The sequence below is a fragment of the Lentzea sp. NPDC006480 genome (assembly GCF_040611995.1).
Lineage (GTDB): Bacteria > Actinomycetota > Actinomycetes > Mycobacteriales > Pseudonocardiaceae > Lentzea.
The window spans coordinates 1-26,057 of the sequence record NZ_JBEXPJ010000080.1; the positions used below are offsets into that span (position 1 = coordinate 1).

Annotated in this window: 26 protein-coding genes and 1 pseudogene; 10 read left to right on the top strand and 17 right to left on the bottom strand. The window is 69.5% G+C overall.

The window, feature by feature from the left end; all coding sequences use genetic code 11:
* Positions 1–91: 91 nt before the first annotated feature.
* Positions 92–271, top strand: a pseudogene (locus ABZX92_RS27350) (helix-turn-helix transcriptional regulator); the annotation flags it as partial.
* Here ABZX92_RS27350 and ABZX92_RS27355 read toward each other — a convergent pair.
* The 5 genes from ABZX92_RS27355 to ABZX92_RS27375 all read right to left on the bottom strand — a co-directional run bounded on the left by ABZX92_RS27355 (position 258) and on the right by ABZX92_RS27375 (position 4,197).
* Positions 258–638 (bottom strand): nuclear transport factor 2 family protein, encoded by a 381-nt coding sequence (locus ABZX92_RS27355; protein WP_355565131.1) that lies wholly within the window; start codon positions 636–638, stop codon positions 258–260. The pseudogene ABZX92_RS27350 and the gene ABZX92_RS27355 sit on opposite strands and share 14 nt — an antisense overlap.
* Entirely contained in the window at positions 638–1,057 is a 420-nt protein-coding gene (locus ABZX92_RS27360) for a Dabb family protein (RefSeq protein ID WP_355565134.1), read from the bottom strand. The genes ABZX92_RS27355 and ABZX92_RS27360 overlap by 1 nt, the downstream gene beginning before the upstream one ends.
* 1 nt (position 1,058) lies before the next feature.
* On the bottom strand, positions 1,059–2,183 hold the full coding sequence (locus ABZX92_RS27365) for an MFS transporter (protein WP_355565137.1): 1,125 nt from the start codon (positions 2,181–2,183) through the stop codon (positions 1,059–1,061).
* A gap of 347 nt (positions 2,184–2,530) precedes the next feature.
* Positions 2,531–3,178, bottom strand: coding sequence for a response regulator transcription factor (locus tag ABZX92_RS27370; RefSeq protein WP_355565140.1), 648 nt, complete (start codon positions 3,176–3,178; stop codon positions 2,531–2,533).
* On the bottom strand, positions 3,175–4,197 hold the full coding sequence (locus ABZX92_RS27375; protein ID WP_355565143.1) for a histidine kinase: 1,023 nt from the start codon (positions 4,195–4,197) through the stop codon (positions 3,175–3,177). The genes ABZX92_RS27370 and ABZX92_RS27375 overlap by 4 nt, the downstream gene beginning before the upstream one ends.
* Positions 4,198–4,341: 144 nt before the next feature.
* Between ABZX92_RS27375 and ABZX92_RS27380 the strand changes: the two genes are divergently transcribed.
* The gene (locus ABZX92_RS27380; protein ID WP_355565146.1) at positions 4,342–6,183 is read left to right on the top strand and encodes a hypothetical protein; all 1,842 of its coding nucleotides are present in this window, start codon (positions 4,342–4,344) and stop codon (positions 6,181–6,183) included.
* Here ABZX92_RS27380 and ABZX92_RS27385 read toward each other — a convergent pair.
* Complete coding sequence (locus ABZX92_RS27385) at positions 6,174–7,193, bottom strand: TDT family transporter (protein ID WP_355565149.1); 1,020 nt, start codon at positions 7,191–7,193, stop codon at positions 6,174–6,176. The two genes, ABZX92_RS27380 and ABZX92_RS27385, sit on opposite strands and share 10 nt — an antisense overlap.
* Positions 7,194–7,263: 70 nt before the next feature.
* Here ABZX92_RS27385 and ABZX92_RS27390 point away from each other — a divergent pair, with 70 nt between their 5' ends.
* Complete coding sequence (locus ABZX92_RS27390; RefSeq protein ID WP_355565151.1) at positions 7,264–8,193, top strand: LysR family transcriptional regulator; 930 nt, start codon at positions 7,264–7,266, stop codon at positions 8,191–8,193.
* Positions 8,177–8,536 (top strand): HNH endonuclease, encoded by a 360-nt coding sequence (locus tag ABZX92_RS27395; protein ID WP_355565154.1) that lies wholly within the window; start codon positions 8,177–8,179, stop codon positions 8,534–8,536. The genes ABZX92_RS27390 and ABZX92_RS27395 overlap by 17 nt, the downstream gene beginning before the upstream one ends.
* On the opposite strand, the gene ABZX92_RS27400 is transcribed toward ABZX92_RS27395, so the two are convergent.
* On the bottom strand, positions 8,522–9,067 hold the full coding sequence (locus ABZX92_RS27400; RefSeq protein WP_355565156.1) for a LuxR C-terminal-related transcriptional regulator: 546 nt from the start codon (positions 9,065–9,067) through the stop codon (positions 8,522–8,524). The two genes, ABZX92_RS27395 and ABZX92_RS27400, sit on opposite strands and share 15 nt — an antisense overlap.
* A 159-nt stretch (positions 9,068–9,226) precedes the next feature.
* Between ABZX92_RS27400 and ABZX92_RS27405 the strand changes: the two genes are divergently transcribed.
* Together ABZX92_RS27405 and ABZX92_RS27410 are read left to right on the top strand one after the other, a co-directional pair.
* The gene (locus ABZX92_RS27405) at positions 9,227–10,429 is read left to right on the top strand and encodes a cytochrome P450 (protein ID WP_355565159.1); all 1,203 of its coding nucleotides are present in this window, start codon (positions 9,227–9,229) and stop codon (positions 10,427–10,429) included.
* A gap of 56 nt (positions 10,430–10,485) precedes the next feature.
* On the top strand, positions 10,486–13,206 hold the full coding sequence (locus ABZX92_RS27410) for a BTAD domain-containing putative transcriptional regulator (RefSeq protein WP_355565164.1): 2,721 nt from the start codon (positions 10,486–10,488) through the stop codon (positions 13,204–13,206).
* Here ABZX92_RS27410 and ABZX92_RS27415 read toward each other — a convergent pair.
* From ABZX92_RS27415 to ABZX92_RS27430, 4 genes are all read right to left on the bottom strand, one after another.
* On the bottom strand, positions 13,203–13,778 hold the full coding sequence (locus ABZX92_RS27415; RefSeq protein WP_355565167.1) for a hypothetical protein: 576 nt from the start codon (positions 13,776–13,778) through the stop codon (positions 13,203–13,205). The genes ABZX92_RS27410 and ABZX92_RS27415 overlap by 4 nt on opposite strands.
* Positions 13,779–13,802: 24 nt before the next feature.
* On the bottom strand, positions 13,803–15,044 hold the full coding sequence (locus ABZX92_RS27420) for an MATE family efflux transporter (protein ID WP_355565170.1): 1,242 nt from the start codon (positions 15,042–15,044) through the stop codon (positions 13,803–13,805).
* On the bottom strand, positions 15,034–15,480 hold the full coding sequence (locus ABZX92_RS27425) for a hypothetical protein (protein ID WP_355565173.1): 447 nt from the start codon (positions 15,478–15,480) through the stop codon (positions 15,034–15,036). The genes ABZX92_RS27420 and ABZX92_RS27425 overlap by 11 nt, the downstream gene beginning before the upstream one ends.
* A gap of 73 nt (positions 15,481–15,553) precedes the next feature.
* Positions 15,554–16,459, bottom strand: coding sequence for a hypothetical protein (locus ABZX92_RS27430; RefSeq protein WP_355565175.1), 906 nt, complete (start codon positions 16,457–16,459; stop codon positions 15,554–15,556).
* A gap of 128 nt (positions 16,460–16,587) precedes the next feature.
* Between ABZX92_RS27430 and ABZX92_RS27435 the strand changes: the two genes are divergently transcribed.
* From ABZX92_RS27435 to ctaD, 4 genes are all read left to right on the top strand, one after another.
* On the top strand, positions 16,588–17,991 hold the full coding sequence (locus ABZX92_RS27435) for a protein adenylyltransferase SelO (RefSeq protein WP_355565178.1): 1,404 nt from the start codon (positions 16,588–16,590) through the stop codon (positions 17,989–17,991).
* A complete protein-coding gene (gene tsaA, locus ABZX92_RS27440; protein WP_355565181.1) occupies positions 17,991–18,386 on the top strand; it encodes a tRNA (N6-threonylcarbamoyladenosine(37)-N6)-methyltransferase TrmO in 396 nt (131 codons plus the stop codon). Before ABZX92_RS27435 ends, tsaA begins: the two co-directional genes overlap by 1 nt.
* Positions 18,387–18,563: 177 nt before the next feature.
* Positions 18,564–18,734 (top strand): DUF3040 domain-containing protein, encoded by a 171-nt coding sequence (locus ABZX92_RS27445; RefSeq protein ID WP_355565184.1) that lies wholly within the window; start codon positions 18,564–18,566, stop codon positions 18,732–18,734.
* Positions 18,731–20,482 carry a cytochrome c oxidase subunit I gene (ctaD, locus tag ABZX92_RS27450; protein WP_355565187.1) on the top strand — a complete coding sequence of 584 codons (1,752 nt, stop codon included), beginning with the start codon at positions 18,731–18,733 and terminating at the stop codon, positions 20,480–20,482. The genes ABZX92_RS27445 and ctaD overlap by 4 nt, the downstream gene beginning before the upstream one ends.
* On the opposite strand, the gene ABZX92_RS27455 is transcribed toward ctaD, so the two are convergent.
* From ABZX92_RS27455 to ABZX92_RS27480, 6 genes are read right to left on the bottom strand one after another with little or no spacing between them, the layout of a single operon-like run.
* Positions 20,463–21,314, bottom strand: a complete 852-nt coding sequence (locus ABZX92_RS27455) for an NmrA/HSCARG family protein (protein WP_355565190.1) — start codon at positions 21,312–21,314, stop codon at positions 20,463–20,465. The two genes, ctaD and ABZX92_RS27455, sit on opposite strands and share 20 nt — an antisense overlap.
* Positions 21,315–21,360: 46 nt before the next feature.
* Positions 21,361–22,404 carry a pyridoxal-phosphate dependent enzyme gene (locus ABZX92_RS27460; protein ID WP_355565193.1) on the bottom strand — a complete coding sequence of 348 codons (1,044 nt, stop codon included), beginning with the start codon at positions 22,402–22,404 and terminating at the stop codon, positions 21,361–21,363.
* Positions 22,401–23,189 (bottom strand): DUF364 domain-containing protein, encoded by a 789-nt coding sequence (locus ABZX92_RS27465; protein ID WP_355565195.1) that lies wholly within the window; start codon positions 23,187–23,189, stop codon positions 22,401–22,403. The genes ABZX92_RS27460 and ABZX92_RS27465 overlap by 4 nt, the downstream gene beginning before the upstream one ends.
* A 14-nt stretch (positions 23,190–23,203) precedes the next feature.
* Complete coding sequence (locus ABZX92_RS27470; RefSeq protein ID WP_355565198.1) at positions 23,204–23,959, bottom strand: ABC transporter ATP-binding protein; 756 nt, start codon at positions 23,957–23,959, stop codon at positions 23,204–23,206.
* The gene (locus ABZX92_RS27475; RefSeq protein ID WP_355565201.1) at positions 23,956–25,026 is read right to left on the bottom strand and encodes an iron chelate uptake ABC transporter family permease subunit; all 1,071 of its coding nucleotides are present in this window, start codon (positions 25,024–25,026) and stop codon (positions 23,956–23,958) included. The genes ABZX92_RS27470 and ABZX92_RS27475 overlap by 4 nt, the downstream gene beginning before the upstream one ends.
* Entirely contained in the window at positions 25,019–25,996 is a 978-nt protein-coding gene (locus ABZX92_RS27480; RefSeq protein ID WP_355565204.1) for an ABC transporter substrate-binding protein, read from the bottom strand. Before ABZX92_RS27480 ends, ABZX92_RS27475 begins: the two co-directional genes overlap by 8 nt.
* Positions 25,997–26,057: the final 61 nt, after the last annotated feature.

Genomic DNA, 26,057 nt, shown 5'->3' on the forward strand with positions numbered 1-26,057 from the left:
CCAGGAGGATGTCCAGGTACCCGATCGGCGGGATGATGCCCGACTCGGTGAGGTTCCTGGTGATCCGGTCGAGGAAGAACAACAGGCTGCGGACGACCTCACCGTGCAGGAGCAGCACATCGCCCGGCTCGTGGCCACCGGGGCGACTTCCAAGGAGGTCGCCGCCCGGCTGTTCCTCAGCCCCCGCACGGTCGATGCCCACCTGCGGAACGTCTTCCGCAAACTGGGCATCAACTCGCGGCGGCAGCTGAAGGACCTCAGCTGGTCGTAGCCACCAGGCCGAGCTGCTGAGCCGCCCACAAGCTGTCGGCGTTGGCCCAGTACTCGACGATCACACCGTCCACGACGCGGAGGATGTCCGTGCCGTAGAACGAGATCCCCTCGGCTTCCGCGTGCCAGCGCAGCACGTGGAACGGCTCCTGCACGATCGGCCCGACCTGGACGGTGAACTTCAGTCCCGGCATGTTCTCGTGCGCGCCCCGCACCCACTCCGCGAGCTTCTCCCGGCCCGTGTGGACCTGAGGCGGCCCACCGAGCAACGGCGCGGCGTGCGAGAGGAAGTCCTCGCTGACCGTCGACTCGACGAGGGCGAGGTCACCGTTCCAGAGGTCGGCCCAGGCCTGCGTGACGTCGCTCATCACTTCTCCCCGTGCGGGCCGGGGGCGGCGCTGCCCGTGTACTCACCGAGGTCGGACACGAGCTTGGTCAGCTCGGGGTCGGAGTCGTAGCGCTTCTGGTGCAGCGCGGCGATCTTCGCGCCGATCTCCGGGTCTTCGTCGTCGGTGATGTCGAACGACACGAACTTGTCCACGAGCGGCAGACCCACGCGGTCCGTGTTCCGGTGCGCCGGGTGGATCAGATACTCCCAGTACCCTTCGAGGTCCTCGATGACGAACGTGGCGCCCCACTCGAACTCGCCGCCGAAGTCACGCCCCACCACGAACGACTTGACACTCGGAATCACGCGCCCCTGGTTGCGCAGGCTCTCCAGCGCCTCCTCGATCTGCTCGGGCGAGGCGTCCTCGCGCAGGGTGAACCGGTTGCCGTGGTAAATCATGTCATTTCTCCTTGTGTGCCAGGGCGAGGACCGCCCCCGCGATGGTGGTGACGACGCCGGTCCAGGTGAACGCCGCCGGAATGCCGGCCGTGTGGACCAGAGGTGCGATGACGAGCGGTGACAGGAACTGGCCCAGGAAGATGCCCGCGACCAGTCCACTGAGGACTCTTCCGCGCTGCGCGGGGCCGGCCAGGTCCGCGAGCTGGAGGTTCAGGTTCGGTACCACCAGGCCCACGCCGAAGCCGCCGACGAGGAGGCCCGCGGTGACCAGCGGGATGTTGTTGCCGTAGCCGATGAGCAACCAGCCCAGGCCGAGCAGTGCGACGCTTGCCGCCGTGATGCGGCCCTTGGGGAGCTTCGGGAAGACGAGGGCGCCCACGACACTGGTCAGGGTGCTGCCGGCCACCACCACACCGATGACGGCGGGGCCGGCGCCCAGGTCCCGGAGGAGGAACGGGAGCTGGGTCGGCGCCATGTAGAAGACCAGGGTGGCGATGAGTGCCATCAGGTAGATGCCGATGGCCTTCGTCGGGAACGGTGCCTTTTCGGCTTTCTGCGTCGTTCTCGGTTCGTGCTTGAGGCCGATGACGGCTGCCAACGCGATTGCCGCTGCGACGCTGTAGAGCCAGAACGGCAGGCGCCAGTTGATTCCCGCGAGGATCCCCGCGAGCGGGAGGAAGACCACTCCGCCCAGACTGGCCGCGGCTTGCTGGAGGCCCAGGAACCTGCCTCGTTCCGGTCCTTCGAACCAGTCCGTGATCAAGGCGCTGACCGAGGTCATGATGCCGCCGACCGCCAGCCCCAGAAGGGTTCTCGTGGTCAGCAGCACGGCGAGGCTGTCCACGAAGTAGCCCGCCGTGCCGGTGATGGCGTAGGCGGCGAGACTGGCTGTGAGCAGGGGTTTGCGCCCGACCCGGTCTGCCACCAGACCCGCGACCGGGGCGCTGATCGCGATGGCCAGCGAGGTGATCGTGAGGGCCAGGCGGATCAGGACGCCCTCGCCGTACACCTCGCCCATCGCGGGCAGGCTCGGCGCGATGATCGCCGCGGCCATGATCGTCAGAGTGGCGGAGGCGAGGACCACCGCCCGTGCCGTTCGCGTTGGTGCAGTTCGTGTCGTTGTCACACGAGAAGGTTCGTGGCTCGGTGGGGGTGTTCGCGTCGGTAGGTACTACGTAGATGGGCGGGTTACGCAGGTACCGCCTTGCTCCGGCTGGTCACGTTCCAGCGGAGGGGTGACCTGCCGTGCGATCAGCCACCTTGCGCAGGTGGGCGCGTGGGTGCCAGACGAGCCGGGTCAATTCATCACCGCTTCGCGACGATTGCGATTGGGGCTCGACTCGGACCGCAGACCGAGACACAACCTGCTCCACGCACAAGGCGAATTCGTGCTGACCGGCTCGCGCGAACTGGTTTCCGCCTGCTCAAGGTGAAGCGTCCGAGCTCAGAGCGCACACGGCGTAACCGCCCAACTCACGCGCGGGCGCTCACCAGACCGGACTCGTACGAGATCACGATCGCCTGCGCCCGGTCCCGCGCCCCGAGCTTCGCCAGCACCCGGCTGACGTGAGTCTTCACCGTCTGCTCGGACAGGCCCAGCCGGTCCGCGATCTCCAGGTTCGACAGGCCGCGGGCGAGGTGCCGGAGGATCTCCGTCTCCCGTCCGGTGAACGACTCGAGCGCGGCGGGGCGCACGGGTGGCGGGGCGTGGCGGGCGAACTCCGCGATGAGCCGCTTGGTGACGGCGGGCGAGAGCAGGGCCTCGCCCGCGGCGACGACGTGGACGGCGTGGATCAGTTCGGCGGCGGGTGCGTCTTTGAGCAGGTAGCCGCTCGCTCCGCCGCGCAGCGCCTCGTAGACGTACTCGTCGAGGTGGAACGTGGTCAGCACGATCACGCGGCACGGGTGGTCGCGGAGGCGCCGGGTGGCCTCCAGGCCGTCCATTGTGGGCATTCGGACGTCCATCAGCACGACGTCGGGGTTGAGGTTTTCGATGCCGCGCACGGCTTCCGCGCCGTCGCCGGCCGAGCCGACCACCTCGATGCCGGGCTGGGCGTCGAGCAGTGCCACGAAGCTCTCGCGCACCATGGCCTGGTCGTCGACGACGAACACGGTGGTCATACCGGCAGCTCCGCGGTGACCTGGTAGCCGCCGTCCGGCAGCGGACCCGCCGTGCTGTTCCCGCCCGCCGCCTCTGCCCGCTCCCGGATTCCGGTCAGGCCGCGGCCGGGCGGCGGTCCGTTGTGGACGGTCACCCGGATCGACTCGCCCGTCTGGCCGATGGTGACCGTCGTCGGCGCGCCGGGGCTGTGTTTGCGGACGTTGGTCAGCGACTCCTGGACGATCCGGTAGAGGGCCAGCCGGGTGGTGTCACGCAGCTCGGGCAACGAGCCGACGGTCAGGGAGGCGCCCGCCAGGTCGGTGAGCGCCCGCAGGTCGTGCACGTCCCGCAGGACCTCGACCAGCTGTCTGGTCTCCGCCAACGCCTGGCGCGCGGCGGCGCCCAGTTCGGCCAGCTCCTCGCGCATGCCGTCGAGGTCCGTGCGGCGGTAGGGCGCGCTGTCCGTGCGCACCGCGATGAGCGACAGGTGGTGACCGACGACGTCGTGCAGCTCGCGGGCAATGCGGGTGCGTTCCTCCAGCACGATTCGGCGTTCGCGTTCGTCGGTGGCGATGCGGCGTTCCCGGCGGAGCGCGAACCCGGCCCCCACCGTGAGGACCGCACCGGCCAGTGGCCCGGCCATCACGTCCGCGATGGGTGCGAACACGACCATGCCCGCGAGCGGAAGCCCCAGGACCGGTACCGCGATCCACCGGGCGCCGCGGGCGATGGCCAGCGCGAGCACCGGGGCGAGCGGCACGAGGTAGGCGTCGAGCGGCCAGCTCGGCGACGTACCGGCGGACGGCCTCGTCCAGGCGAGGACGCCGATGGCGAACGCGGTGGCCACGAGTGCGAGCCAGGCCGCCGGCACGGGTCTGGTGCGGCTCAGCAACGCGGGCGCGATCTGCAGGACGACCAGCGCGGGCGTCAGAGCGGGCGCGATCAGATACCACTCCGGCGCCTGCCACAGGCTCCACGCGCTCACGACCACCGCCACGGCGAGCCTGCCCAGCCACACCGGGCCCTGCCACCAGCCCACGCACACCACCCCCGAAACCACCTTACGGAGCAGGGGCTCACCCCGTGGAGTTACCGCGAACACCGCTGTAGCTCCCACGAGGTACACCGGAATCCTGCCTCGCTCCGACGCGCCCGCACCGCTCGTTCCCAGAACATCGACGGCATGAAGATGCTCGGAGTGTTGGTGCTGCTGCTGGGAGTGCCCGCGGTGCAGCCGAGGGCGGTCGAGATCACCGACGTGGTCACGTCGCGGCAGATCACCGAGGTGCGGATGGCACCGGACGGCAAGCAGGCGGCCGTGGTGGTGACCGAGCCGTCGCTCGACGACAACGTGGTGACCAGCCGGCTGATGATCGTGGACGTCGACGAGCCCGACCGCGCCCGCACGGTCACGACCGTCCGCGGGGTGGTCGAGCGGATGACCAACGTCCGGTGGTCGCCGGACGGGAAGCAGGTCGCGTTCCTGGCGCCGCTCGACGGCGCCGACGAGGTGTGGGCCGTGTCGCGCTCGGGTGGCCGGCCGCGCAAGCTGTTCGACTCGCCCGCGCCCGCTGTCCGGTTCGGCGGCAACCACATGCCGTTCTGGAGCCCGAACGTGCCGCCGCACGACGCGAAGGTGCTGGCGTTCGAGTGGAGCCCGACCGGCATCGCGTTCACCGCGCCGAAACCGATGAACAAGCCGACCGATGACGGCGTGGTGTACGACGGTCGCAACCTCATGCCGTTGCTCGCCCGCGAGCACGACGAGGTGCGCAACGCGTTGTGGCTGCACGATCTCAGGACCGGCCAGAACCGGCAGATCCTCGACGCGCCCCAAGGCCCGATGGCCCAGTCCGGCAAACCGAAGATGGCGTTCTCCCCCGACGGCACGCGACTCGCGTTCGTCACCGACAAGCTCAACGTCCTCGACGGCGACCGCGTGTCCACTGTGGACACCGGAGCCGCCAGGCCGCTCGACCCGACGTGGACACCGGACGGCAAGCTCGTGGGCGTCGAGGGCAACCGGGTCGTGGCCATCCCGCTCGACGGCGGGCCACGTCAGCCTCTCGCGGACGCGCCGGCAGCAGTCACCAGGGCGTGGTTCACCGGCAACGGCATCACGCTCGGCCTGAGCGACGACCGGCACGAATGGCTCAGCACGGTCACGACCGACGACAACCTGTCGAACTGCGACGTGCACGGCGACAAAGCCGTGTGCGTGCACCAAACCGCGAGCACACCACCACGCATCGTCGCCATCCACGGCAACGTGATCAAAGACGGCTACCACCCGAACCACTGGGTCGACGGAGCCCGAATCCAACGACCAGTCCCGGCGGAGTGGACCAGCGCCTCGAACCTCAAGGCGACGGGCTATCGGATCGTGCCACCGCAGTGCGCACACAGCCGCTGCCCCGCCGTCGTGATCACGCACGGGTACGACGCCCGCAACCTCTTCATGGCCGAGGCTCAGGAGTGGTCGTTCCCGTCGCAGGTCTACGCAGCGCGCGGGTACGTCGTGCTGCTCGTCAACGAATCACGCCAAGCCAACCCGAACGACACCGTCGAAGCCCGCAAGATGATGGAGGCGGCGATACAAAGTGACGACATCGACCCCGAGAAGGTCGCCGTCGTCGGCTACAGCCGCGGCGCACGCGTCGCGGATGAGCTGATGATCCACTCGACGAGGTTCAAGGTCGCGGTGGCGGGCGACGACGGCACGGCCGAGCTGATGCCGGGCTCACCGGCGCCGCTCGCGACCACGTTCAACGGCCCGTTGCTGCAGCAGACAGGCCCGGCGGCCGGCGTGCTGGTCACGCGGATCGACGAGTACCTCAAGCACGGCCTGAGGGTGCCGACCGAACTGGTGGTGTTCCCCGACGAGACGCACGTCCTGCACCAGCCGCGGCACCGGGCGGCGGCGATGCGGCAGAACGTCGACTGGATCGACTACTGGCTCCAGGGCAAGCGCGATCCCGATCCGGCCAAGGCCGCCCAGTACGCCCGCTGGGACTCCTACCGCTGAAACAACGTCCGCGCGGCGACGGTGATCCACGCCAGCACGAGAGCGCCGTAAAGCACGATCGCGACCCCGCTGAACAGCACCGACGGAACACTCCGGGCGAGCGCGCTGGTGCCGGTCACCAGCGTGCCGAGCGGGAACACGAAGCTCCACCACGTCAACGCGAACGGCAGCCCGCGCCGCACCGTCCGCACCGTCACAGCCGCCGCCAAAGCCACCCACAGCAGGGCGAATCCCCAGGTGATCGTGCCGTAGAGGACACCGAACGCGGTCTGGCCGGGCAGCACGGGAACACCCGCGAGGAGGTTGGCGGCGGTGATCGACTGGCCGAGCGGCCCGAGCACGATCCACAACGTCGGCACGGTCGAGGCGGCGCCGAGCCCGTGCTGGACGAGCCGTTGCCAGATCTGCGGCACGATCACCATCGTCGCGAACAGGCTCACGCCGAACAGCGCGTAACACCCGAGCACCATGGCCTGGCGCGGACCGTCCGGCAGGTGCTGAGCCAGCAACGCACCCGACGCGGCCGAGACCATCGGGGGCACCACGGGCATCAGCCAGCCGCCGAACGCGCGCTCACCGCTGCCGATCATCCGCAACGGCACCAGCACCGAGGTCGCCAGGCCGAGCAGCGTGCCGAGCGTCCACAGTGTCCAGTCGACGGCCAGAGCGGCGTCGAGACCGATCCAGTCCTTGCCGAGCAGCAACGCGCCGGTGCCGACGGTCATCAACGCCATCGGTGGCGCGCCCCAGAACTGGGCCATCACGGGATCCGCGAGCTGAGCACGCACGTCCGCCCACGTCCAGCGCCTCAACGCGGCACCGACGAGGAAGACCAGCAGAAGAGCATCCAGCGTCCACACGAACGTGGCCGGCGTGTGCAGGCCGGGCATGCCGGCGCCGGCCGTGGCCACGATCCCGGTCCCCATCACGGAGGCGAAGAGGTTCGGGCCGAAAGGCGCCGCTCGTCGCACCTCGGGGGCACGGTGTGGATGAGGTGCGAGAGCGGTCACGACACAACAATCCTCGCGGTGCGCGAGCCTCGGTAGGTGGCAATCACCGATGAACACATAGGCTGTCCCTATGCCTCTGCCGTCCAGGGTCACCGACCTGACCAGCTTCGACCTGCTGCTGAGCGTGGCCGAGCTGGGCGGCATCGGCCGGGCGGCCAAAGCGCACGGCATGTCCCAGCCCTCGGCCAGCGAACGACTCCGCACCCTCGAAGCCCGCGTCGGCGTCCCCCTGCTCGAACGCACCCCGCGCGGCGCCCGCCTCACCACGGCCGGGCAACTCGTCGCGGGGTGGGCCGCTCCGGTGCTCGCGCGGGCCGTCGACCTCGACGCGGGCATCACCAGCCTCAGAGCGGACCGCCACAGCCACCTCAAGATCGCCGCGAGCCTCACCGTCGCCGAGTACCTGCTGCCCGCGTGGCTGATCGCGCTGAGGACCGTCAGCCCGGACACCGCGACCGTGCTCACCGCGGGCAACTCGGTGCACGTGGCCGAGCAGGTGCTGGCCGAGCGCGCGGATCTCGGCTTCATCGAGTCGACGGACGTGCCATCGGGCCTGACCACCCGCGTCGTGGCGAAGGACGAACTCGTGCTCGTGGTCGCCCCGAGTCATCCGTGGGCCAGGCGCCGCAAGGTCACCGCGGCCAAAGCGGCCGCAACCCCGTTGGTCAGCAGGGAATCGGGCTCGGGCACGCGCCAGGCTTGGGAACGCGCTCTGAAAGTCGTGGGGATCGAACACAGCGCCGAACCGTTGCTGGAGATGTCGTCCACCACCGCGATCAAGGCCGCGGCGATCGGCGGGATCGGGCCCGCGGTGCTGAGCGTGCACGCCGTGGAGGCCGACCTCGCGACCCGCACGCTGGTCCGCGTCGAGGTGAGCGACGTGGATCTGCACCGGGCGTTGCGAGCGGTGTGGCCGGCGGGCAGGACACCCCGGGGGCCCGCCTCCGACCTGTTGGCCATCGCGACCCGTAGTCTCACTCATCGTGCCGACCGGAGGTAGCAAGCAGGTTCGCGCGGCCCGCAAGCGCAAGAAGCGGATGGCGCGGGTCGAACACGACCTCAGCGACGCGCAGTGGGACGCGCTCAAGACGTCCTGGGGCGGCTGCGCTTATTGCGGCAAACCCGCGGAGTCGCTCCAGAAGGACTGCATCCAGGCGATCTCCCGCGGCGGCCGGTACACGCTCGGCAACGTCGTCCCGGCGTGCGGGTCGTGCAACGCCAGCAAGTGCAACGCCGAGGTGACCGGCTGGATGCGGCGCAAGAAGCTGGACGAGCGCTCGTTCCTGGTGCGGCACTACGAGATCTCCAAAGAGCTCACCGCGGCCTTCTCAGATAGCGCCTGACCTGATCGCGAACGCCACCGCGTGCGTGCGGTTGCGCAGCCGGAACCGCGTGAGCACGTGCTGCACCATGCTCTTCACCGTTCGCTCCGAATAGGACAGTTTCTTCGCGACCTCCGCCGTCGTCCACCCCTCGGCGAACAGCCTCAGCATGTCCAGCTCGCGCTCGGCCAGGCCGGACATCGCGGGCAGCTCGGCCCGGCCCTCGAACGCGGCCAGCACCGTCGAGGCCAGACCTTCGCAGGTGAGGTCCCGGCGCGGCAGGATCGCGACGACGCGGTGGTCGATCGCGCGCGGCAGGTCGTGGGCACGCAGGTCGTCGGTGATCAGCACGACGCAGGCGGACGTGCGCTGGGCGACGGTCCGCAGTTCGGCGGTCAGCCCGGCGCCCTCGGCGGCGACGAGCACGACCTGGGCGTTGCTCAGCGAGTACTCGGGCAGGACCTGGACCTCCGGCCGCAGCCGCAGATAGCCGGCGATGCCCCAGCGGGTGACCGAATCCTTCGCGTGCACCGCGACTCGCACTCGTTCCATGTCCCGAGCTTTCGGGAGCGCTCTCCATTTGCACTCCACGCCGTCTCCACGCGGCTGCCCGATCGGGCAGCGCGGCCCGGTAACCAGGGCGGATTTCCCCAAACGGAGGCCGGGCTGTGCCTAGGTTCGCCCCCTCCCCTGCGACAAGGAGGTCTGTCGGTGTCCGCCACCATCGATGCCCTCGCGGAACTCGCCAAGCCCGCGCAACGCCAAGATCCGTACCCGTTCCTGCACTGGCTGCGCGAGAACGACCCGGTCCACCGCACGAACTGCGGTTTCTACCTGCTGAGCAACTACGACGACGTCGCTTACGCGCTGCAGCGGCCCGACGCGTTCACGGCGCCGGACGAGGCCGCGATGTGGCGCGAGGTCGGTTCCGGGAAACGGAGCCATCCGGCGGTCAAGAAGCTCGTCCGGGCGTTCGCGGCGAAGAACCACCCCTGTTATGCCCGATTGCGGGCAGCCATCGCGCGGGACATGACGCCGGCGCGGGTCTCGCAGCTGCGGCCGCGGATCCTGGAACATCTGGGCAACCTCTTCGACGACCTCGGGCCGCGGCTGGTCGCGGGCGAGACGGTCGACCTGCACGCCGAGGTGTCCGTGCCGCTCACCCAGTACGTGTTCGCTGACCGAGTGGGCGTGCCCGATGTGGACCGCGCGTGGATCGCGGACACCATCTCGTCGATGACTCGGGCATTGGCCTCCGACGACGCGCGGCTCGTGCTGGAGGCCGATCGGGCGAGCAACGCGGTCGAGGACTACTTCCGCGAGCGGGTCGCCGAACGTCGTTCAGCCCCTCGCGACGACCTCATCACGCGGCTGGTCGAGGCGCACGACGGTGAGGACGAGCTGCTCATCGCGATTCTCTGGATCATGTGGATGACCGGGTACGAGAGCACGATCTCCGGCATCGACCGTGTGGTCCAGGCGTTTCTCGCCAATCCGCCGCTCCGCTGGTGGTGCGACGGTGATCAGTCCCGGGTGCAGCGGTTCCTGGACGAAGCGCTTCGACACGACGGCGTCGTCCTCTACACCCCGATCCCGCGCATCGCGCTGAGCAGCGTTTCTTTGGGTGGCGTGACGATCCCCGCCGGGGCGTCGGTCCGCATGTTGATCGCGGGTGCCAACCGCGACCCCCGCGTATTTCGGGACCCGGACACGTTCGACCCGACCCGTGACCCGCGCCGGATGCTGTCGACCGGCAACTGCTGCGGGACGACGCTGGGCCGCGCGGAGATGGCGCATGTCCTGACAGGACTGCAACAGCGGTTCCCGACGCTCGTGGCGGCCGGTGAACCGACGTGGAGCGCGGCCAGCGTCGCGCGCCGGACCGTCGAAGCGCTTCCGGCCCGATTGGCCTGATCCGCGTTGTTCGGACGGGCATCGCGTTGCGCTGAACGGGCGAATACCCTGCCCGCATGGGCGAGCTGCGGGTCGACGTGCTCGGTGATCTGCGGATCACCGTCGACGGCGCGCGGCTCGAACCGTGCCAGCCCCGGCAACGCGCGGTGCTCGCGGTGCTGGCGATGCGGTCGCCGCACTCCGTCTCGCGGGCCGAGCTGATCGACGCGGTGTGGGGGGACGACCCGCCGTCGAGCGCTTCGGGCAGCCTCCACACGTACATCAGCGCGCTGCGGCGGCTGGTCGAGCCGGATCTGCCGTCACGGGCGTGCGGAAGCCTGATCGTCACGACGGACAGCGGCTATGCCTGCACGGTGACGCCGTCCGACTTGAGCGAGTTCGAGACGTTGCGCCAGAACGGGCAGCTGCGGTCGGCGCTCGACACCTGGCGCGGCACCGCGCTCTCGGACGTGCCGGGGCCTTTCGCCGAACGGCAGCGCGCCCGGCTGGAGGAAGCCCGGCTCACCGCGATCGAGGACTGGGCCGAGGCCGCGATCTCGGCCGGCGAGCACGGCGAGGTGATCGACACCCTGGCCCGTGGCGTGGCCGATCACCCGGTGCGGGAACGGCTCGTGCGGCTGCTCATGCTGGCGCTCAGCAAGTCCGGCCGGCAGGCGGAGGCGCTGGCCGCGTTCCGTACCTGCCGGACGGCCCTGGTCGGCCAGCTGGGCGTGGAACCAGGCCCTGAACTGCAGGAACAACACGCGCAGATCCTCCAGGGCGGCACGGTTGCCCGGACTGTGCGGCCGGCTCAGACCACGCACGACACGATCGGTTTCGTGGGACGTGACCGCGAGATCGCCGAGCTGTGCGCGCGGTTGAGCGGGTCCGAGCCGCGCACGGTCGTGATCTCCGCGATCGACGGCACGGGCGGGATCGGCAAGACCGCGCTGGCCGTGCACGTGGCGCACCTGCTGGCCGACTGGTTCCCGGACGGGCAGCTGTTCATCGACCTGCAGGGCTTCGCGCCGCACAGTTCGCCGGTGCCGCCGGACGAGGCGTTGCGCCGCTTGCTCGCCGGGCTCGGGATCGACCAGAAAGCCCTCCCGGAGGACCTCGACGGCCGGGCCGGGATGTATCGCAGCGTGCTCGCCGACCGGCGCGTACTCGTGTTGCTGGACAATGCTTTCAACGCCGAGCAGGTCCGCCCGTTGCTGCCCGGCGTGTCGTCCAGCGCGGTGCTGGTGACGAGCCGCAACCGGTTGAGCGGGCTGGTGATCTCCGGCGGCGCGCACCGGGTCACCTTGGACGTGCTGCCCGAGGTCGAGGCCCTGGGGTTGCTGCGGTCGATCATCGGTCATCGCGTCGACGCCGAACCTCAGGCCGCTCGCGAGCTCGTCCGGTTGTGCTGCGCGCTCCCGCTGGCGCTGCGGGTGGCGGCGGAACGGGTGAGCATCGGTCCGAACAGGACACTCGCGGCCTTGGTCGAGGAGCTCGCCGCCGAGCGCCTGGACGTGCTGGAGGCCGACGACACCACGGCCGTGCGGGCCACCTTCTCGTGGTCCTACCGGGCGCTGGCCCCTGAGGTGGCGCGGATGTTCCGGCTGCTGGGCCTGCATCCCGGCCCGGCGCCGTCACTCGGCGCAGCCGCTGCCTCAGCCGGGTTGCCGTTGCGGGAAGCACGCAGGTTGCTCGACGTGCTGTGCGCGGGCCACCTCGTCGACGAGATCGCGTTGCGGCACTACACCTTCCACGACCTGCTGCGGACCTACGCGCACGAGAAGGCGCTCGACGACGAGCCCACCCCGGAGAAGGCCGTCGACCGCTTGCTGTGCTGGTACCTGCACAGCGCCGACGCGGCCGACCGGCTGCTCTTCCCCGGCCGCAGGCGGATGCCGTTGCCGGAGCTGCCAGAAGACGTTGCGCCGCAGACGTTCGAGAGCGCGGACGACGCGCGGGCGTGGCTTCGGGCCGAGTACGTGAACCTGATCGCCGCGATCAAGCACGCCGCCGCGAGCGGCGACACCGAGCTGGCCGCGCGGCTTCCGCTGGCGTTGATGAGCTTCTTCGAGTTCGACTCGCACTTCGACGACGGCCTGGCGATGTACCGGCTCGGGCTGGACGCGGCGGTTGCTTCCGGCAACCGACGGGCGGAAGCCTTGCTGTGCAACAACATGGGCATCCTGCACTCGGTCCGGCGGTCGTACGACGACGGCGAGCACTGGTTCCAGCGCGCACTGCCGTTGTGGCAGGAGATCTCCGACGAGCACGGCGAGGGCCAGGCGCTGATCAACCTGGCCGGCGTCTACGTGGGCCGCGGCACCGGCGACGCGTCGGCCGCCGAACAGCACCTGCTGCGCGCGCTGGACATCTTCAGCCGCCAGGACAACCAGCTGGGCCGCGTCTTCGCGATGACCCACCTCACGACGGTCCTCAAACGCATGCAGCGCCTGGACGAAGCCCTGGCGTACGGCATGGAGGCCGCATCCACCGCGCGCAGCCTGGGCGCCGAGGTCATCGAAGCCGCCACGCTCGGCGACCTCGGCCGGGTGCACGAGGAGCTGCGCGACTTCCCGGCCGCGCTGGCGTGTCACGAGGCCGCCCTGGCGATCCACGTGCGCGTCGGCAACCAGCTCCGCGAGGCCCGCGACCACCTGTGCATCGCCTACGTGTGCCGGGACATGGGCTTCTACGACCGCATGCGCGCCGAGTACACCCGTGCCTTCGCGATGCTGGAGCAGCTCAACCCGGCCGAGGTGGAATCCGAACGAGCGGCGTTCGGCCCGCTGCCGTCCTAAGTGGAGGGATACACCGGCACCGGCCCGGTGTACGGCGCGTCCACGATCTTGCCGGTCGTCGTCAGCTTGAACGACATGGCCGGGTAGTAGGCGTCCAGCTGCCGCGCGAAGTCGCCCGGCGGCGGCGCCTGCACCCCGACCTCGACCCCGGACCCGTCGACGGCCGGCCCGGCCTGCACGATCGTGATCCCTCGGCCCTGCCAGTACTCGCGGTCGTCCATGACCCGCTCGACGTGCTCGGCCATCTCAGCGCGCGTGTAACTGGCGTCGCGGAACTCGATCCGCGCGTCCGGCGCCACCCTGCGCACCTCTTCGTCGAGCCTCGGATCCGGCTTGCGGTAGACGACGACCATGGGCACGTCGTGACGGATCTCCAGCCCCGCGTAGCTGTCCGCGAACTCCTTTTCCAGCAGCGGTTGCACCACGTCCGCGGCCTTCGTCAGCACCGGGTCGTTCATCGGCGTGGTCAACGGCGCGGCCACCGGTGTGGTGGTCAGGACCGTGCCTTCCTCGTTGTTCCCGCACGCGGCCACCGCCACCAGGATCAACACCAGCGCAGCAATTCTCCCCATGGCTCATAGACGGATCCGGGAGCCTCAGGGGTTGCCCGCTTTCCAGAACGCGATCCCCTGCCCGGCCATCACCGCCAGGTTCGCCACGGCGAGTGCGACCCACAGGCCGGTCAGACCGCGTGCGGCCGCCGGAACGGCCACGACCGCCAGCACGCCGTAGCAGAGCGCGAACACCACGAAGCTCGGCGTCGTCCGCTTCAACCCGGTCAGACCGAACCCGAGCACCGCCTGCAGTCCGTCCGCGAGCACCACCAGCACGACCAACCCCAGCAGCTGCGCGACCGCTCCGGCAACCGCCGAGTCGTCCGTGAAGAGCCGCTGGACGTCCCCGAGGACGATCACCGCACAGATGGCCGACAACGTCACCATGGTGATCGTGAGGCCCGAGGTCATCGTCCGTCGAACCTCAGCCCGCGTGCTCACGAGCGGCACGATCGCCTGCCCGATCGCCACGGCCGCCGTGAACGTGAGGCTGACGAGTGCCGTCGCGATGTTGTGCGCGGCCGCGTCCGTTGCGCTCGCTCGTGCGGCGGCGATGGCCAGCACACCGAGCACGGCGAACTTCACCAGCACGGTGCCCGCCATCGGGATGCCGACCTTCGCGAGCTCCAAGATCTGTCCGAAGTGGACCTGGAAGTCCGGACGGCCCTCAAGCCGCCTGCGCAGTCCCGAGACAGTCATCAGGCAGCTGACGACGTTCGCCGTGCACAACGCGATTCCGGCGCCGGCGAGCCCCAGCGGCGCGACCCGCAACGGCGACAGGATCGCGGTGCAGGCGGCGCCGACGAGGCCCGCGCGCATCACGACCTTGGACTGCCCCAGGCCGACGAGACAGGACGTGGCCATCGATCCCAACCCGTTGAACAGCACGGCGAGAGCCATCAGCAACGGAAACGGTCCAAGCTGCTCCACGGTCGACGACGGCACCCCGCCGGCGCGCGCGATCAATGGCACGCAGGCGACCGCGAGCGCGCCGGGCACGCCGAGGAACACCGCGAGCCACGTGCCGTCGCGCACCACTCGAAGCAGCCCCGGCGGGTCGTCCGCCTGGGCCACCACGAACGGCATCACCCCGCGCACGGCGCCGGAAACCGCTGCGGTGGCAGGGAAGTAGACCGCGACCGTCACCGCGAACCCTGCCAGCGCACCGGTGCCGAACCGGCCGAGCGCCGCCGTGTTGACGAGGGCGCTCAGTGAGACGGCGACCATCGAGAGGTAGAGCGGCAGCGCGACGCGGCCGATCCGCCTGGCGTCGTCAAGCAGCATTCCGCAGCGCGTTGTAGCTCTTGAAGAGCTCGTCCCACGCCTTGCCGCAGCGGGAGTTGAGCTGACCGTCGGCGGTCGTGCCACCCGAGGCGAACCACGGCTCGCACGGCTTGATGTCGATGAGGGCCTTGCGGACCTGCTCGATGGCGGAGCGGCTCTGCGGGGGCAGCTTGTCGGCCTGCTGGGAGACCTCGTCGAGCACGCCTGTCACGTCCGGCATGAGGTGGGCGCAGTTGTCCACGTCGTCGACCGGTTCGCCGCGCAGCCGCGGGATGCAGGCGGTGAGCAGGATGCCGATGGCGTCGAGCCGGGGTTGCAGCTGGGGCAGCGGAGAGGCCGACGACGAGGTCGGCGCCGGGGTGATGGTGGGCAGGGACGTCGTCCCGGTACCACATCCGACCAGCAGGAACACCAGCGCAATGGCGGAAGAGCGCATGGCCCAACAGCGTAGCCACACCCGAAAACCGCCAGAGCCGGGGTGGGCTCTGGCGGTGATCCAGGCGTGAAACTCAGGCGCGGATGTAGGACTTCACGCCGTCCGGGAAGCCGAGGGCGGCCGTGTCGCGGACGTCATCGGTCACGACCGCCGACTTGCCCTTGCAGCCCGGCTCGGACCAGATCTTGACGCTGCCGTCGGTGGTCAGCGACGGGAAGCCGCCCCGCAGGTCGTTGCACGTCGTCTCGGGCTGCACACCGGTGGCGAAGTTGTTACCGCTGAAGTCGTCGAAGTTCTTGCCGCTGAAGAAGGTGACCGAACTGGCGGCCTTCGCACCGGGTGCCGGCGCGGGCGCGGTGGCCGGGGCCTCAGCGGGTGCGGTGGCGCGCTTGCCCTCGGGGTTGATCACGAACCACTTGTTGCCGACGTTCTGGCCCTTGATGTCACCGGGCTTCTCGTCCTTGGTGAACAGGTAGATCGGGCGGCCGCCGATCGTCACCTGAGTGGTCCTGCCGTCCTTGCGCTTGATGAAGCCGATGTTCTCCCGCTTGATGCCGGGGAAGAAGAGCCTGGTGCCCTTGGCGACCGTGACGGGCGTCCACGTCTTCTCGCAGTCACCGTTGCAGTTGGACACTCCGCCGCCCACCGGGTCGTCGCTGAACCAGTAGACCGTGCGGCCGGCACCGTTCACGACCGCGGGCTCCAGACCTCCCGCGTTCGCAACACGAAGCTCCACCCACTTGAGCTTGACCTCGGGCGCCGCTACTTCGGGGGCGCGGTCGCCGGTCGCCTTGTCGGCCTTGTTCGAGTTCGCCGTGCCGCGCAGGAAGTCCACTTCGGACTGTTCACCGGCCTGCTGGGTCTGAGCCTGCTCCTGGACCGGAGCCGCGGTGCCGGACTGCCCGGAACCGCAGGCCGTCAGAGCGACGGCACCGAACGCGACGAGGGCAGCAAGGAACCCGACGTTATTGCGACGCATGGGGGTTTCTCATTCCTGAGTGGACGATCATCAACCTGTTCGCCACCAACACGTGCGCCCCTGGGGAGCGGTTCAACGTGAGAGCGCGATCACACCGGCTTTTGACCGCGCCCGGTACCGTTGACGCCGTGAACATCAGCCTGAGCAGCGAGTTCGCTGACGCCGTGCCCGAGATGGCGGTCGCCTGGGAAGCGGTACCGGTCCGAGAACCGGTCCTGCTGGCCCTCAACGAGCCTCTCGCGAAGGAACTCGGCCTCGACCCGGCCTGGCTGCGGACCGACGGCCTGCCGTTCCTGGTGGGCAACGAGGCGCCCGGCGTGGCCCAGGCGTACGCGGGTCACCAGTTCGGCGGCTACTCCCCCAGGCTCGGCGACGGCCGCGCGTTGCTCCTCGGCGAGCTGCGCGACGACGACGGCAAGCCGCGCGACCTGCATCTCAAGGGCTCCGGCCGCACTCCGTTCGCGCGCGGCGGCGACGGCCTGGCCGCAGTCGGCCCGATGCTGCGCGAGTACGTCCTGAGCGAGGCGATGTTCGCCCTCGGCATCCCCACCACCCGTTCGCTGGCCGTCGTCAGCACCGGCGCCACCGTTCAGCGCGAGGAACCGCTCGCCGGGGCCGTGCTGGCGCGCGTGGCGTCGTCGCACCTGCGCGTCGGCAGCTTCCAGTACGCCCGCAACACCGGCGACCACGACCTGCTGCGCCGCCTCGCCGACCACGCCATCGCCCGCCACTACCCCGGCAGCACCTACCTGGAGCTGTTCACGCAGGTGGTGGCCGCGCAGGCGTCGCTCGTCGCGCGCTGGATGCTCGTCGGCTTCATCCACGGCGTGATGAACACCGACAACATGACCATCTCCGGCGAGACCATCGACTACGGCCCGTGCGCGTTCATGGAGGCCTACGACCCGACGACGGTCTACAGCTCGATCGACCACCGCGGCCGCTACGCCTACGGCAACCAGCCGATCATCGCCCAGTGGAACCTCGCCCGTCTCGCCGAGGCGCTGCTGCCGCTGTTCAGCGACGACGAGGACGAGGCGGTCAAACTGGCCCTCGAGGTGCTCGGCACGTTCGACGAGCACCTCGAACGCGCCTGGATGGGCGGCATGCAGGCCAAGCTGGGCGTGTCCGGCGACATCAAGCCGCTGCTGACGGACCTGCTCGTCCTGATGCACGCGAACCACGTCGACTTCACGACGTTCTTCCGGAAGCTGTCCGCAGCCGCACGGGGTGACGCCGAGCCGGCCCGCTCGCTGTTCCTGGACCTGGCCGGCATCGACGCCTGGATCGCGCGGTGGCGTGCGCTGAACCCGGACGCCGACGCGATGGACCGGGTCAACCCCGTCTACATCCCGCGCAACCACCTCGTCGAGGAAGCGCTCGCGGCCGGGGCGGACGGCGATCTCGAACCGCTTCGACGGCTGCTGGACGCCGTGACCTCACCTTATGATGAGCGGCCGGGGCTCGATCACCACGCCACGCCCGCCCCGCGGGACTTCACCACCAACTACCAGACCTTCTGCGGGACCTGATGAAACTGCAACCCGTCGGCCACGTCGAGTCGCCGCTCACCGACCGCTCGTCCGCTCCCAAGCAGGGCGACGAGGGTGCACCGGACGCGTGGATCGTGTTCGCGCCGGAGTACGCGCGGGCGATGGCCGAGCTCGCACCTGACCAGGACGTCCTCGTGCTGACCTGGCTCGACCGGGCGGACCGGTCGGTGCTCGCGGTGCACCCGCGCGGCGACCTCGAACGCCCGGACACCGGGGTGTTCTCGACCCGTTCGCCCGACCGGCCGAACCCGATCGGGTTGCACCGGGTCCGGATCGTCGCGGTCGAGGAACAGCGGGTGCGGGTGGCGGACCTGGAAGCCCTTGACGGAACGCCGGTGGTCGACGTGAAACCGGTACTGGGTACCGAGCGTTGAAACGGGTACCCACCAGGCATGACGCAACCAGTACCACCACCGGAGCCCGTTCCGACCACCCCGGGACCGGACCAGCCGAGGCCACCCGGCCCCGACCCGGATCCGGTGCCGCCGATGCCGGAACCGGGCTAGCCCCGTACACCGTTTGAGAGGTGGGCCCAGGGGTATTCCGCGCGCGTGCTCAGTCGTGAGGAACAACAGCGGCTGCTGGAGATCGAACGCCGATTCGCCGCGGCCGAACCGGACCTGGCCCGCGCGCTGAGCGACGGGCCGCGCGGGCGCCGGCACTGGCTCCTGCCCGCTCTCGTCGGCGCGCTCCTCGTCGGGCTCGCTGTGGTGCTGTTGTGACCGCGCTCAGGCCCACCCCGGTGGTGCCGTATCCGGGCGTCGCGCGCCGACGCCCCAAAGGCGCGGTGTTCCTCGCTCTCCTGCGCACCACGGACCCCAAGCAGATCGGGATCCTCTACCTGGTCACGTCGTTCCTGTTCTTCATGGCGGGCGGCGTGATGGCGCTGCTGCTGCGCGCCGAACTAGCGCGCCCAGGCCTGCAGTTCCTCTCGGACGAGCAGTACAACCAGCTCTTCACCATGCACGGCACGATCATGCTGCTGCTCTACGCCACCCCGATCCTGTTCGGGTTCGCGAACTACGTCCTGCCGCTGCAGATCGGCTCACCGGACGTCGCGTTCCCGCGACTGAACGCCTTCTCGTACTGGCTGTTCCTGTTCGGCGGCCTGATCGTCATGAGCAGCTTCGTGACGCCGGGCGGGGCGGCGGACTTCGGCTGGACCGGCTACACCCCGTTGTCCAGCGCCGCGCACGCTCCCGGAGTCGGCCCGGACCTGTGGATCACGGGGCTGGTGGTCAGCGGCCTGGGCACGATCCTGGGCGCGGTCAACATGACCACCACGGTCGTGTGCCTGCGAGCGCCCGGCATGACCATGTTCCGGATGCCGATCTTCACCTGGAACATCCTGGTCACGTCCGTGCTGATCCTGCTGGCGTTCCCGATCCTCACGGCCGCCTTGCTGGGCCTCGCCGCGGACCGGCATCTGGGCGCGCACGTGTTCGACCCGGCCAACGGTGGCGCGATCCTGTGGCAGCACCTGTTCTGGTTCTTCGGCCATCCCGAGGTCTACATCGTGGCGCTGCCGTTCTTCGGGATCATCACCGAGATCCTGCCGGTGTTCAGCCGCAAACCGCTGTTCGGCTACAAGGGCCTGGTGTTCGCGACGTTCGCGATCGCCATGCTGTCGGTCGTGGTGTGGGCGCACCACATGTTCGCGACCGGAGCGGTGCTGCTGCCGTTCTTCTCGCTGACGACGTTCCTGATCGCGGTGCCGACCGGGATCAAGTTCTTCAACTGGGCCGGCACGATGTGGCGCGGCCAGCTGTCGTTCGAGTCGCCGATGCTGTTCGCCGTCGGCTTCCTGGTGACCTTCCTGCTCGGCGGCCTGACCGGGATCATCCTGGCTTCACCGCCGCTCGACTTCCACGTCACCGACACGTACTTCGTCGTCGCGCACTTCCACTACGTCCTGTTCGGCACCATCGTGTTCGCCACCTACGCGGGCATCTACTTCTGGTTCCCCAAGATGACCGGCCGGATGCTCGACGAACCTCTGGGCAAGCTGCACTTCTGGACCACGTTCCTGGGCTTCCACGGCACGTTCCTGGTGCAGCACTGGCTCGGCAACATGGGCTTCCCGCGCCGCTACGCCGACTACCTGCCCACCGACGGGTTCACCACGCTCAACATGATCTCGTCGATCAGCGCTTTCGTCCTGGGCGCGTCCGTGCTGCCGTTCCTCTACAACATCCTGCGCAGCTACCGGCACGGCGAACCGGCCGGGCGCGATGATCCCTGGGGCTACGGGAACTCGCTGGAGTGGGCCACGACCTGTCCGCCGCCGCGGCACAACTTCCTGGAGCTGCCGCGGATCCGCTCCGAGCGGCCGGCGTTCGAGCTGCACTACCCGCACATGGTCGAGCGGATGCGCGAAGAGGCGCACTTCTCCCTTGTGCGACGCGGCAAGCACACTCCGCCCGACGAGCAGACCGAGGACGCGCTCGCGCCTACCGAGCGCGAGAGCTGAGCCAGTCGCGGACGGACCGCGCGGACGGCACGATCGCCCGCGTGGCCGCCGGGTCGGCCTCGACCGGGTTGTCGTGCAGCCAGCGCCACATCCTGACCAGGTCGTCGCCGACGAACCGCTCGAACAACCAGATCGGCATCGGGAAGCGCCGTGGCGGCCGCCCGAACGCCTCCCGGTGGAGGTCGCGGCACCCGTTGATGCTGAGCACGTCGGACACCAGCGGCAGATCCTCGCCGACGAACCTGTCCGGCTCGGCGAACGCCCGTGCCGCGACCGCGCCGAAGTCGTCGGAGCACAGCCACAGCAACGGGCGGTCGCCACCGATCAGCTTCGGCATCAGGTGCCACATCGACACCGGCGGGTAGAAGTCCTTGTCGGTCATCAGTTCCATCAGCGCCATCGGCCGCAACACGGTCAACGGCAGGCCCAGCCGCAGCAGATGGGCCTTGATGACCACTTTGGACTCCCACGACCTGACGCCGGTGCCCGCGCGGTCGATGCCGGCCGACCCGTAAACGACGTGCCGCACCCCCGCGTCGGCCGCCGCGTCGCCCACGTTCCTGCCCTGCACGACCTCCTCGTCCAGGCCGCAGATCATCGGGTTCTGCACGCTGAACACGCCATGTGCCCCGGCGAACGCGGTCCGCAACGTGGTCACGTCGCTCATGTCCGCGCGCATCACCTCGGCACCCGCTTCGGCCAGGCGTCGAGCCTTGGCGGAGGACGGGTCACGGGTCAGCGCCCGGACCCGCCGACCGTCCGCGAGCAAGTGCCGGGCGACCGCACCACCCTGCCGCCCGGTCGCGCCGAGAACCGCGACGAACCCGTCCATGCCTGGTTATCGCACGAACGGCCGATCGGTTACGACATCGCGACAGTCACGACGCCGCTCGAATCGCTTCGACGGCCGCGTTCGGTGGTGCTCCCGCACGGTCCCAGTGCATGCGCGACCAGGGCAGATCCATATCTGCCAGCTTCTTGATCTGCAACGGGCGCAGCTCCGCCGCCGGCGATACCTCAGCGTGCCGGGAGTAGGCCGCGTCGACGTACCGGTGCCCGGTGTCCGGGGCCAGCACCACGACGTGCCGGTCCGGATCGAGCCGCTGCTCCCACGTCGCCGCCAGATAAGCCGCGCCGGCCGAGAGGCCGGCGAAGATCGCGTGGTCGCGGAGCAACGCCACGCTGCCCGCCAGCGCCGCGTCGAACCCGAACCAGTGCACGGTGTCGTAGAGCGTGTGGTCGACGTTGCCGAACGGGATCGAGCTCCCGATCCCGGCGATGATGATCTCCGGATCGTGCACGTGCTCACTGCCGAACGTGACGCTGTCGAACGGTTGCACGCCAACGAGTTCCACACTCGGGTCGGACTCGCGCAGGTAGGTGGTCAGCGCACCCGTCGAGGCACCCGTGCCGACCCCGCCGACGACCGAAAGCCGTGAGCAGTCGACGTGTTGGCGCACGAGGTCGGCGATCGGCCGGTAGCCGCGGTAGTGGACGTCGTCGTGGTACTGCCGCATCCAGTGGTACCTCGGGCGGTCGCGCAGGATCTCCCGCACCCGTTCGACCCGGCGGCTCTGGTCGAGCTTGAGGCTCGCCGACGCGGGCATCGGTTCGACGGTCGCGCCGAGGATCTCCAGCTGCGTGCGCAGTGTCTTGTCGACGGTCGTGGACGCGATGATGTGGCAGTGCAGGCCGTAGCGGTGGCACGCGAGCGCCAGGGCGTGGGCGTAGATGCCGCTGGAGCTGTCGACCAGCGTGTCCCCCTGCTCGATCGTGCCGCATTCGAGGAGGTGTCGAACCGCTTCGAGGGCCGAGGCGACCTTCATCGTCTCGAAGCGCAGGCAGAGGGTGCGGGAGTCGAGGCGTACCAGGGCGGGACGACTGAGCGCGTCAGCGATGTGGTGATGCACGGCTTCTCTCATGTCCGGTAGCGGAACAGGGCGGTGTCGTCGGCGCTGAACTGCGAGAACGGGAACGGTTCCGCGGACAGCGCGGTGACTCCGGCGCCGAGGAAGTGGCGGGCGACGGCGCTCGCGGTCTGGGCGTAGACGACCAGCGGGACGTCCCGCTCGCGGCAGGTGCGCAGGATCTCGTCGAACGTGCCGTTGCCGATCGTCATGCCGGTCGCCACCACCGCGTCGGCCACTTCGAGCACGTCCCGCATGTCCGGCGTCACCGGGTCGCCCCACTGGGTGGTGCGCAACGACAGGTCGCACGGCAGGCACTCGGCGCCACGCTCGCGGATGGCCGCCACCAGCGGGTTCACCACGCCGATCAACGCGACCTTGGCGCCGGGCTCGACGTCGAGCAACCCCGCCACGGCCGCGTCCCGTGCCGCCGCGCGCTCCTCTGGTGTTCCCGCAGGAAGCACGACGCGTTCGGCGGTCTCGTGTGGACGGACGCTGCCCAGGTAGGCGTCGAGCGCGGCAATTCGCACCGGCGCCGGGGCCTCGGTCAGCAGTCGGGCGACGGGAGCTCCGGAGTAGTTCGCGCACACCGCCGGATCGGCCTCGCCTTCCGCGAACGCGCACGCCCCGAACGCCCGCCCGACGCGAGCCAGCACGTACTGGTTGCGATAGGTGACATCACTTCCGGCCAGCCGCGTACCGTGATTCACCCAGAACACGCTCGTGGCAGGCACTTCCGCGGGGTCGGGGCCGTGTTTCCCGGCCAGCACCTCAGTTGTCAGATCGTCCACTGTGGTCATTTGTTTCCCCCTTGTCAGCGATAACCGACGGCCAGATGACCGAGGCTGTCGCGGCCGATCTCGGCGTCCACGTCGAACACCTCGCGCAGCAACGGCGCGGTGAGCACTTCATCCGCGGAACCGTCGGCGACGACGGTCCCGCGATGCATCAGGACCAGCCGGTCGCAGTAGCGGGCGGCCAGCGCGAGGTCGTGCAGCGCCACCACGACGGTCTGCGGCGTACGGCTCACCAGCTCCATCAGGTCGAGCTGATGACGCACGTCCAGATGGTTGGTGGGCTCGTCCAGCAGCAGGCCCGAAGTCTGCTGCGCCAGCGCACGCGCCAGATGGGTGCGTTGCCGTTCACCGCCGGACAGCTGCTTCCACGGCCGGTCCGCCAACACGCTCAGATCAAGCCGGCTCAGTGCTTCCGCGACGATCTCGTGGTCGGCGGCATCCGGACCACGCCACCGCGACCGGTGCGCGGTGCGGCCGAGCATCACGACATCGGCCACCCGCAGGTCGCTGTCCGTGTCCGCGGTCTGCTCGACGAACGCCAGCTTCCGCGCCCGCTCCCGAGCAGGCCACGACGCGGTGTCCACGCCGTCATAGCGAACGGCGCCGGCGGTCAACGTCCGAAGGCCCGCAACACACCGCAGCAGCGACGACTTGCCGGAACCGTTCGGCCCGATCAGCCCGACCGTCTCGCCGTCGGAGACCTGCAAGCTCACGTCCCGAACGATGGCCTTGCCCGGCACGCCCCAGGTCAGCTGATCAACAGCGATCCTCACAGCTCTCCCCTCCTGCGCAGCACCAGCAGGAAGAGCGGCACGCCGAGCAGCGCGGTGAACACCCCGACCGGTACCTCCAGCGGCGCGAAGATCACGCGGGTCAACGCGTCCGTCCAGACCAGGAACACCGCGCCGGCCACCGCCGACAGCGGCAACAACCTGCGGTGCAACGGCCCCACCAGGAACCGGACCCCGTGCGGCACGATCAGCCCGACGAACCCGACAGCGCCCACAGCGGCCACCGCGACGGCGGTCAGCACCGACGTGGTCACCAGCAACACCGCCCGAGTGGCACGAACGTCGATGCCGAGCGACGACGCGGTGTCGGCCCCGAACGCGAACCCGTCCAGTGCGGACGAGCACAACCACACGACGAGCAGCCCGGCCGCGAGGACCACCGAGCACACCGCGACCGATGTCCACCGCGCCGACGCGAGTGACCCCAGCAGCCAGTTCGTGATCGCGCGAATGCTGTCGGCGTCACCCGACGACAGCAGGATCAACGAGGTCAAAGCCGCGAACAGCTGCCCCACGACCACACCGGTGAGCACCACCCGCACGGAGTCGAGCCCGGTTCGCCTCAGCAGCAGCATCAGCAGCCCGAACGACACCAGCGCGCCGATCAGCGCACCGCCGGTCACCCCGAGCTGCGAGCCCGCGAACCCGAGCACCACCACGACGACCGCGCCGGTCGAGGCACCTGACGAGACGCCGAGCAGGTAAGGATCGGCGAGCGAGTTGCGCGTGACGCTCTGCAACGCGGCCCCGCACACCGCCAGCGCCGCGCCGACCAGGGCCGCGAGCAGCACCCGCGGCAGCCTCAGATCCCAGATCAGCGAGTCGAGCAGGCGTGGCAGCGGCACGATCGGCAGCCCGACGTGCGAGCCCAAGGACCGGCCAATCTCTGGCCAACTCGCGGCCACTCCTATGCCGACGGCGAGCACCAGCGAGACCATCAGGACGGTGATCCAAAGGGCAGGGAGACTCAAAACCGTCAGGAGCACGCCCTTGTCGCGTCGAACGGGAGTCACGGAGACGGCGGGATCCAGGACCGCGGCCTCAGCCACGGCCGGCGATCTTGTCGAGCCCGGCGCCGAACGCCCGCAACGCGTCCACCGTGCGCACGGAAGGGTCCATCTCGATGCCGGGCAGCTCGATCACCTTGTTGTCCCGCACCGCCTTCAGCTGCGACACGACGGGATGTTCGCGCATCATCGCGAGCTTCTCGCTCGCCTTGTCGCCGGGATTGCCGCGTTCGGACAAATCACCGATCACGACGACATCGGGGTCGCGGCGGGCGATCTCCTCCCACGACGCCTCCGGCCACTCCTGGCTCAGGTCGTCGAAGATGTTGGTGGCACCGGCGATCCTGCTCATCTGGCTGGGCATGCCGTCGCGACCGGCTACGTACGGAACCCCCTTGAAGACCGAGTAGATCCACACGACCTTCACCGGATCCCGTTTCACCGCTTGGACTTCGGCGACTGCCGCGCGCTGGTCGGCAGCGAGCTGGTTCGCCCGTTCGGCCGTCCCGAAGATCCTGCCGAGGTTCTCGTAGTCGCGGAACAGCCGCTCGAACGGCGGCGTCGTCCCGTCCGGGCAGTTCACCGCGCTCACGAACGTCGGCACACCAAGGGTTTCCAGCTCGTCCCGCGTTCCCGCGCGGTCAGCGGTGAACAGCTCCTTGAACGACGACACCACGACATCCGGATTGGCTGCACGCAACGGTTCCGACGTGAGGATCTTCGGCGAGAGCACCGGGATCCGGGCGTAGGCGTCGGCGTATTTGGGCGACACCTTGGTCTTGACGTTCGCGGTACCGGCCATGCGGTCCTGAAGTCCCAGCGCGAGCAACGTCTCCGTGGAGTTCTGATCCAGCGCCACCGCCCGCTGCGGCGTGCCGGTGAACGTCAGCTGCTTGCCGCAGCTGTCCACCTGCACCTGAGCAGCCTTGGGTGCTTCGGCACCTCCCGGGGTGGCGCAGCTCGCGGTGAGCACCGCGACCAGCGCCAGGCCGAGCCGGGCGGGGTGAGACATCGGAACCTCCGGTGAAGCGGTCGAGCGGACTCGGTTACTGTAACGACAATCATTTTCAAAT